The following is an 8707-nucleotide window of genomic DNA, read 5'->3' on the forward strand; positions in this document are numbered from 1 at the left end:
ATTATTTGATTTTTCCCAAATACAGAATTGTCATATTTTAGCCCCTTTGAAAATACTTCGATTACAATGTAAATCATTAAAAATTTAAGAAAGTGTACAAAATAGAATCCCGAATCGACACCCAATCAAAGGAGTTTCTGCAAAACAAGGAAGAATTTTTAAAACTCCTTCATGTTTACAGGGAAAGGATGAAAAAAGTTATCCTTCCGGATTTAACTAATGATCTGATTAAAAAACATAAAAGCAGAGGAAAATTATTAGCCAGGGAAAGAATTTACAAACTGATTGATCCCAATACCCCTTTTCTGGAGCTTTCACCCCTTGCTGCTTATGATCAATACCATAATGAATTTCCGTCTGCCGGAATCATAACAGGTATCGGACTGATACATGGCCGTGAAACGGTTTTGATTGCCAATGATGCCACCGTAAAAGGCGGAACCTATATGAAATGGACTATTAAAAAACACCTCAGGGCACAGGAAATTGCCATGGAAAACCGTTTACCCTGCGTTTATCTTGTTGATTCAGGGGGTGCATTTCTGCCGGAACAGGATACTGTTTTCCCCGACAAAGAGCATTTCGGAAGGTTTTTCTACAACCAGGCACGTATGTCGGCCATGGGTATTCCTCAGGTGGCTATTGTGATGGGCAGTTGTACAGCCGGAGGCGCTTATGTGCCGGCTATGAGTGATGAAACCATTATCGTCAAAAATCAGGGAACTATTTTCCTTGGAGGACCTCCTCTGGTGAAAGCTGCCACTGGCGAAGTAGTTACCCCTGAGGAACTGGGCGGAGCGGATGTGCACACCAGCATTTCGGGTGTTGCCGACCATTTCGCTGAAAATGATACCCATGCCATTCAGATTTGCCGGAATATTTTTGAAAATCTTGATTACAGACCTAAACAAATCCTTGATATTGCCAAAATCAGGGAACCTGCCTACGACCCTGAAGAATTGTATGGCCTCGCTCCTATCGATTTCAGAAAAATGATTGATCCCCGTGAAATAATTGCCCGCATCGTGGATGGCAGTGAATTTCATGAGTTTAAGGAAAGATATGCCAAAACCATCGTTACCGGCTTTGCCAATATTATGGGCTTTCCTGTGGGTATTCTGGCCAATTATGGTGTTCTTTTCTCAGAAAGTGCCATAAAAGCTACACATTTTATCAATCTGTGCTGTGAACGAAAAATTCCGCTAATTTTTCTTCAGAATATCACCGGATTCATTGTCGGTAAAGAATTTGAACGTCACGGCATAGCTAAAGATGGAGCAAAAATGGTTCATGCTGTAGCCAACGCCAATGTCCCCAAGTTTACTGTAATTTTTGGCGGTTCATTTGGTGCCGGGAACTATGGAATGTCGGGACGTGCTTTCGGACCCCGCCTGCTCTTTATGTGGCCTAATGCTAAAATTTCTGTCATGGGTGGTATGCAGGCAGCTAATGTGTTGATTACCGTCAAGCAAGACCAGTACAGATCGAAAGGTATGGAAATGCCACAGGAAGAAATTGATAAGATGTATGCTGAAATAACCGGCAAATACGACTATGAAGGTTCGGCCTATTACAGTACTTCCCGTTTGTGGGATGATGGCATCATCGACCCGGTTGACACCAGAAAAGTACTGGCAATGGGTATTTCCATGTCGCTGAATAAGATTTGGGATGAGCCGAAGTTTGGGGTCTTTAGAATGTAATAATTGCGGATTGCAAATTGTTGATTTCGAATTGAGAAATAATAAATGATGATAACACCTGAATTATTGAAAGCAAGGACAAAGAAATTTGCAATTGAAGTGATTTTATCCGTTGAAGATTTGCCATACAAAACATCAACAAACATAATAACCAAACAACTAATAAGGGCAGTAACTTCAGTTGGTGCAATTTACAGATCAGCATGCAGGCAAGATCAAAAGCTGACTTTATTTCTAAAATTGCAATCGTTGAAGAAGAAGCTGAAGAACTTACTGCTATCTTTACCGCCAGTGGCAAAACCTCCAAATCAACTAAATATTAAATAATGAAATCACTCATTATCTCAATCCGAAATTTTGTTCGCTATCCCGCAGGGATGTGTATATCCGCAATCCGAAATCAAAACAATCCGAAATTTTGTTCAATCCGCAATCCGAAATTAATTAATTATGGAATACAAAAACATAGAATTTGAACTTACAGGAAAAGTTGGAACAGTCTGGTTAAACAGACCGGATGTTCACAATGCCCTGAATGCTGAAATGATTGCAGAAATCATTGATTTTTTTACAAAAGTAAATGGAATGCCTGAAGTAAGGGTGGTTGTACTCAGAGGCAGGGGAAAATCTTTTTGTGCCGGTGCTGACCTCAATTACATGAAAGGCATTGCTGCTTTTGGTTTTGATGAAAATTATCAGGACAGTCTGAAATTAGCGAAATGCTTTAACGCCATTTATACCTGTTCAAAACCCACTATTGCCGTAGTTCATGGTGCTGCCATGGGCGGAGCCAACGGATTACTGGCTGCCTGTGATGTGGTTTTCTGTGATGAAACCACCAAATTTGCCTTCAGTGAAGTAAAGCTGGGAATTGCCCCTGCCACTATTTCCCTGTATGTCTTTAAAAGAATAGGTGAAAGAGGTGCAAGAGACCTGATGGTTAGTGGCAGACGGTTTGATGGCATTGAAGCTGAAAGATATGGTCTGGTTAATAAAGCATTACCTGCAGAAGAACTTGAAAACCAATTAAATGCCTACATTTCCGGTTTGATGAGCAGTGGCCCCGAAGCCATGAGAGCCTGCAAACAATTGATTTACAATATTTCTAACAAGATGCAGTTTGAAGATGCCATTGACTACACCGCCCGATTAATTGCTGAACTTCGTGCCTCCAAAGAAGGACAGGAAGGAATGGCAAGTTTTCTGGAAAAAAGAAAAGCGAATTGGAATGAATAAGAATCTTGTCAATTCGTTTTAGTTATATCCATTTTTCTGAAAATGAAAGATTTGCTTAGGTTCATTATCGGATAGAAACGAGAATAAATCAGGGAATTTGCTAAAGAAATTTTTAGCGATAGAATATATATTTTGCCAAATCTAAAGTTGAACTTTAAATTTGTCTTAAAATTTTTATGTTAATATTTGACAGAGAGATTGAAAAAACAATTGATAAGATAAGGGGGACTTTTCCTTCAATTACAATTACAGGTCCCAGACAATCAGGAAAAACCACTCTGGTAAAAAAACTTTTTCCTGATTTACCTTATTTTTCATTTGAAAATCCCGATATAAGAAGAATTGTCAAAGAAGATCCCAGATCATTTCTGAGTCAGATAAAAACCGGAGCAATATTGGATGAAATTCAAAATGTACCGGAACTTTTATCATATTTACAGGAAATTATTGATCAAAACAATGAAAAGCTTACTTATATCATAACAGGAAGTAATCAGTTTTCGTTAATTTCTGATATTACTCAAACTTTGGCAGGCAGAACTGCAATGTTAAAACTTTTACCGTTAAGCTTGAGCGAACTTGAAAAGTATAATCTTCACTATGATTTGAACGAAATACTGTTTCGTGGTTTTTATCCTGCAATACACTCAAAAGGTTTTGATGTTTACATTACTTACAGTAGCTATTATGAAACATATATAGAAAGAGACGTAAGAAGAATCATTAATCTGAAGGATATTGATAAATTTCAACGTTTTATACGTTTATGTGCAGGAAGGATTGGAGAATTGCTCAATATGTCAAATCTGGCAAATGAAACAGGTGTGTCTGTTCCAACTATTAACCATTGGATATCTGTTCTTCAGGCATCCTATGTTATTTTCCTTCTCCGGCCATTTTATGAAAATATAAACAAAAGATTGGTGAAAACACCTAAACTATATTTTTATGATACCGGATTAGCTTCTTACTTACTGGGTATCGAAAATAGTTTAATGATGAGCAGAGAACCACGTAGAGCCGCTTTGTTTGAAAATTTGATTGTCAGTGAATGTCTTAAATCAAGGTATAATGAGGGAAAAGATTCAAATTTGTTCTTTTTCAGAGATAAAACCGGTAATGAAGTTGATTTAATCATCAGGCTTGGTTCTTCATTAAAACTAATTGAGATAAAAAGTTCAATGACATTTCATTCTGATTTTTTAAAGCCGCTTAAATACGCAAGTAATTTGTTTTCCAATAAAGAAATCAGCCAATATTTAATTTACTCCGGAGATATTGAACAGGAAGTGCATCAGGTACAGGTTATAAATTATAATAATATCGGGCGTAAGGTATTATAAACAATAGAAAAAATTTTATTTCTGCTACCGTATCAACGTCTATGTTAAAAGAGTCCGATTTTTAATTCTTTTTGAAATAACAGCCTTTACTACCATATATTTTTATCTTGTTTTTATCGGATTAAACCAATATTAAATACAGACTATATCCAGAAGATACTTTTGAAAATCTGTTTTATTCTTTTTATGATTCTTTAAGTTGATGTTTAATTTATACCTTTGCAATTTATAAATCTTAATAAGAATTTCAACAAATAAGCAATTCAGCAATGGCCAAAAAAGAAATAAAATTCAGTCTTATCTACCGCGATATGTGGCAATCGTCAGGGAAATATGTTCCCCGTGTGGATCAGCTTGTTAAAATAGCTCCGGTAATTATTGAAATGGGATGTTTCGACAGGATTGAGACCAATGGTGGCGCTTTCGAACAGGTAAATCTGCTGTTTGGGGAAAACCCGAACATAGCTGTCAGGGAATGGACAAAGCCATTTAACGAGGCAGGAATAAAAACCCACATGCTGGAGAGGGCTCTGAATGCCATTCGCATGTATCCGGTACCCGCTGATGTCAGGAGACTGATGTATAAAGTGAAAAAGGCTCAAGGAACCAATATTGCCCGCTCTTTTTGCGGGTTAAATGACCATAGGAATCTTGAATTGTCAATAAAATTTGCCAAAGAGGCAGGTATGATTTCGCAGACAGCCCTGTGTATTACTTCTTCTCCTGTTCACACTGTTGAATATTACATGGAAATTGTTGATAAAGCCGTTGAATACGGCACAGATGAAATTTGCCTCAAAGACATGGCAGGAATAGGCAGACCGGCAACTTTAGGAAAGCTGACCAAAGCCATCAAAGACAAATACCCTCATCTGATCATTCAGTATCATGGTCATTCAGGACCTGGTTTTTCGGTGGCCTCCATGCTGGAAGTAGCACGCAATGGTGCTGATATTCTGGATGTTGCCATGGAGCCTCTTTCCTGGGGTATGGTGCATCCCGATCTGATAACCATTCACGAAATGCTAAAAGATGATGGTTTTGCCGTTCCCGATATTAATATGAAGGCATACATGGAAGCCAGAACATTAACACAGGAATTTATTGATGACTTTTTAGGGTTATTCATTGATCCCAGAAACAAGCAAATGACCTCTTTACTCGTACAATCCGGTCTTCCGGGGGGTATGATGGGCAGCTTAATGGCTGACCTGAAAGGGGTTCATCAGGCCATCAATATGAATTTGAAAAACAGAGGCCAAAATGAGCTGAACGTGGACGAACTGATGGTTCAGATGTTTGAAGAAACAGCCTATATCTGGCCTATGCTTGGCTATCCGCCTCTGGTTACTCCATTTAGTCAGTATGTTAAAAATACTGCCTTAATAAATATTCTGCAGATGTCAAAAGGAGAAAAACGTTTCTCACAGATTGACAAAAATACCTGGGATATGATTCTGGGGAAAGCCGGAAAACTTCCAGGGCCCTTGGCTCCTGAAATAATTGATTTAGCAAAGGAAAAAGGACTTGAATTTTATGAAGGCAATCCACAGGATGCATTCCCGGATGAACTGCCTAAATATATAAAAGAGATGGAAGAGCTGGGATGGGAACGTGGACAGGACGATGAAGAATTGTTTGAATTTGCCATGCACGACACCCAGTACCGGGATTACAAATCAGGCGTTGCCAAACAACGCTTCGAAACAGAAATGGAAAAAATTTTAGCTGAAAAAGAAAATAAAACGATGATAAGTATGAATGTCAAACAAGCTCCCGTACGCTCAGGATTCAGTAAAGAAGAAGGCACCCTTCACGAAGCATGTATTGCTCTGATTCTTTACACGGTAAATGAACCAGTATTAAACAATGACAGTTTTTACACGCAAAATCTCTGGACAAGTATAGGATTCTGGCGACACATCATGACAATACCTGTATTATCTGAAAGCGGAAGGCTGGAGGCAGAAATGCATGAGATTTTAAAAGACCAGTATGAATTTGTCATTGAAGGAAAAGAATATTTTGTTAAAATACTTCATCTGGGAGAAGCAGAATTAGATTTTAGTATCAACGATAAAAAACTGACAGCTTCATTTTCATCATGTGAAAACGGGACCATTGTGTCAATTAATAACAAGGAATTTTGTCTTTCAAGGGAAGACCTTCTCACCAGTGAAATCAAAGCCGTAAAATCAGACTCAGGTTCCGCCAATGACATCAATCAGGTAAAAGCACCCATTCCCGGAAAAATTTTCAAAATACTGGTAAAAAACGGAGATGAAGTTAAAAAGGGAGATTATGTTATTGTGATTGATGCCATGAAAATGGAAAATAATATCGAAGCCCCAAAAAGCGGAAAGATTAAGGAAATAAAGGTCAGTATCGGAGAAATGGTAGATGTCGGGCAGGTTTTAGCCATTATTGAATAATTATTTTTTACCATAAAAAAACTCATATTACTTCTTTGCAGGTTTAAACAAACTCTTTAAATTGCCTGCCATTAAAACATTCAAAAAAACAAAACTATGTATATTACAGAAGAACATGAGCTAATCAGACAAACCGTACGTGACTTTGCAGAGCGGGAAATTAAACCCCGGGCAAAAGAGCTTGATGAAAAAGCTGAATTTTCGGTTGAACTCACCAAAATGATGGGAGAACTTGGACTTTTTGGTATGTATCTTCCCCCTGAATATGGTGGCCAGGGTCTGGATACCCTTTCTTATATCATTGCGGTTGAGGAAATTTCCAGGGTTGACGGATCACAGGGTGCTACTCTTGCGGCTCATAATTCGCTTGGCATCGGACCTATTTACTATTATGGCACAAAAGAACAAAAAGAAGAATATTTACCTAAACTATGTACGGGAGAAGCACTTTGGGCATTTGGACTGACAGAGCCAGAAGCCGGGTCTGACTCACGTGGCTCGAAAACCCGTGCAGTGAAAGATGGTGATTCCTGGGTCATTAACGGCTCCAAAATATTTATCACGAATGCTTCCTCCCCTATCTCCATTGGCGCTACAGTTCAGGCTGTTACAGATGTAAAAGAAAATGGTGAGAAGGAATTCACCAATTTTATTGTCCCCACCGGAACTCCCGGATATAAAGCTGTTCCTATGCATGGAAAAATGATGTGGCGTGCTTCCGACACCGCTGAACTTTACTTCGATGATTGCCGTGTCCCTGAAAAAAATATGCTGGGCGGAATAGGTGAAGGCTCTAAAATCATGCTACAAACTCTCGACAGCGGACGTCTTTCCATTGCAGCAATGGGTTTGGGTTGTGCTCAGGGAGCTTTTGAAATGGCTATGCAATATGCCAAGGAACGTAAACAGTTTGGAAAGCCTATCATTAAATTTCAGGTTACTGCTTTTAAGCTGGCTGATATGGCCGTCAAAATTGAACATGCACGTGCTCTTCTTTATAAAGCCTGCTGGCTGAAAGACAATCATCAGCCCTTTGCCATGTACTCTGCAATGGCAAAACTTTATTGCTCAGAAATAGCCAAACAGGTGGCCGATGAAGCCCTCCAGATTCATGGTGGTTACGGTCTCATGAAAGACTATGACATCGAACGATTCTACCGCGACCAAAGACTGCTCCAGATTGGCGAAGGGACATCAGAGATTCAGCGGCTGGTTATTTCGAGGTATATTGGGTGCTAGAGAATTGTTGTAAGTTGTAAGTTGTAAGTTGCAAGTTACAGGTTGCAAATTGCAGGTTAATTGAAATTTCAAGATATGAGTAGTTACAGGGACTCGGAAATATTTAAGATTTCTTTTGAGTTGGCAATAAAAGTCCATAATATTTCACTTAAATTACCTACATTAGAATTGTATGAGCAAGGAAGTCAAATAAGAAGGGCGTCAAAACATATTCCTGATACAATAGTTGAAGGATATGGCAGAAAAATAAATAAAGAAGAGTTTATCAGATTTCTTATTTTTACTCATTCATCAAGTGATGAGGTTACTTCACAAATTTTCATGTTAAACCGACTTTACCCTGAATTAATAAATTGGATGGAATTGCATAAAGAATAAGGAATCAGGAAAAAAGATTAATAATTTTATTCAATATGTTGAAAAAGATTGGAAGTCAAAAAAATAGAATACTTAAACAAACCTGAAACCTGAAACTTAAAACCTGAAACTTGAAACCTGCAACCCCAAATACCAATAACCTAAAAACTATTCACATTATCGAATCCCCCCGCGATGCCATGCAGGGATTGAAAACCATTATTCCTGCTGATCGTAAAATACAGTATATCAACTATTTATTACAAGTCGGCTTTGACATTATTGATGTTGGCAGTTTTGTTTCTCCCGCTGCCGTTCCTCAGATGGCAGATACAGCACAAGTAATTGATGGGATTAAGAAAGAAGATTCAACCTCTGAAATCATGGTGTTGGTAGC

General features: G+C 38.4%; 7 protein-coding genes and 1 pseudogene. All 8 read left to right on the top strand.

Going from position 1 to position 8707, the window contains the following annotated elements; genetic code table 11:
- Positions 1 to 92 precede the first annotated feature (92 nt).
- Positions 93 to 1703 carry a methylcrotonoyl-CoA carboxylase gene (locus GX437_12345; GenBank protein NLJ08445.1) on the top strand — a complete coding sequence of 537 codons (1611 nt, stop codon included), beginning with the start codon at positions 93 to 95 and terminating at the stop codon, positions 1701 to 1703.
- Between the two features lie 48 nt (positions 1704 to 1751).
- A pseudogene (locus GX437_12350) lies at positions 1752 to 2026 on the top strand (four helix bundle protein).
- 127 nt (positions 2027 to 2153) lie between these two features.
- Complete coding sequence (locus tag GX437_12355; GenBank protein NLJ08446.1) at positions 2154 to 2939, top strand: enoyl-CoA hydratase/isomerase family protein; 786 nt, start codon at positions 2154 to 2156, stop codon at positions 2937 to 2939.
- A 176-nt stretch (positions 2940 to 3115) separates the two neighbouring features.
- Positions 3116 to 4282: an ATP-binding protein gene (locus GX437_12360; protein NLJ08447.1), complete on the top strand. Its 1167-nt coding sequence runs from the start codon at positions 3116 to 3118 to the stop codon at positions 4280 to 4282.
- Positions 4283 to 4551: 269 nt separating this feature from the next.
- The gene (locus GX437_12365; protein ID NLJ08448.1) at positions 4552 to 6714 is read left to right on the top strand and encodes a biotin/lipoyl-binding protein; all 2163 of its coding nucleotides are present in this window, start codon (positions 4552 to 4554) and stop codon (positions 6712 to 6714) included.
- Between the two features lie 96 nt (positions 6715 to 6810).
- The gene (locus GX437_12370) at positions 6811 to 7953 is read left to right on the top strand and encodes an acyl-CoA dehydrogenase (GenBank protein ID NLJ08449.1); all 1143 of its coding nucleotides are present in this window, start codon (positions 6811 to 6813) and stop codon (positions 7951 to 7953) included.
- Positions 7954 to 8028: 75 nt separating this feature from the next.
- The gene (locus GX437_12375; protein NLJ08450.1) at positions 8029 to 8331 is read left to right on the top strand and encodes a four helix bundle protein; all 303 of its coding nucleotides are present in this window, start codon (positions 8029 to 8031) and stop codon (positions 8329 to 8331) included.
- Between the two features lie 110 nt (positions 8332 to 8441).
- A partial coding sequence (locus GX437_12380; protein NLJ08451.1) for a hydroxymethylglutaryl-CoA lyase occupies positions 8442 to 8707 on the top strand: 266 nt, incomplete at its 3' end.

It is taken from the genome of Sphingobacteriales bacterium (assembly GCA_012517435.1).
Classification (GTDB): domain Bacteria; phylum Bacteroidota; class Bacteroidia; order CAILMK01; family JAAYUY01; genus JAAYUY01.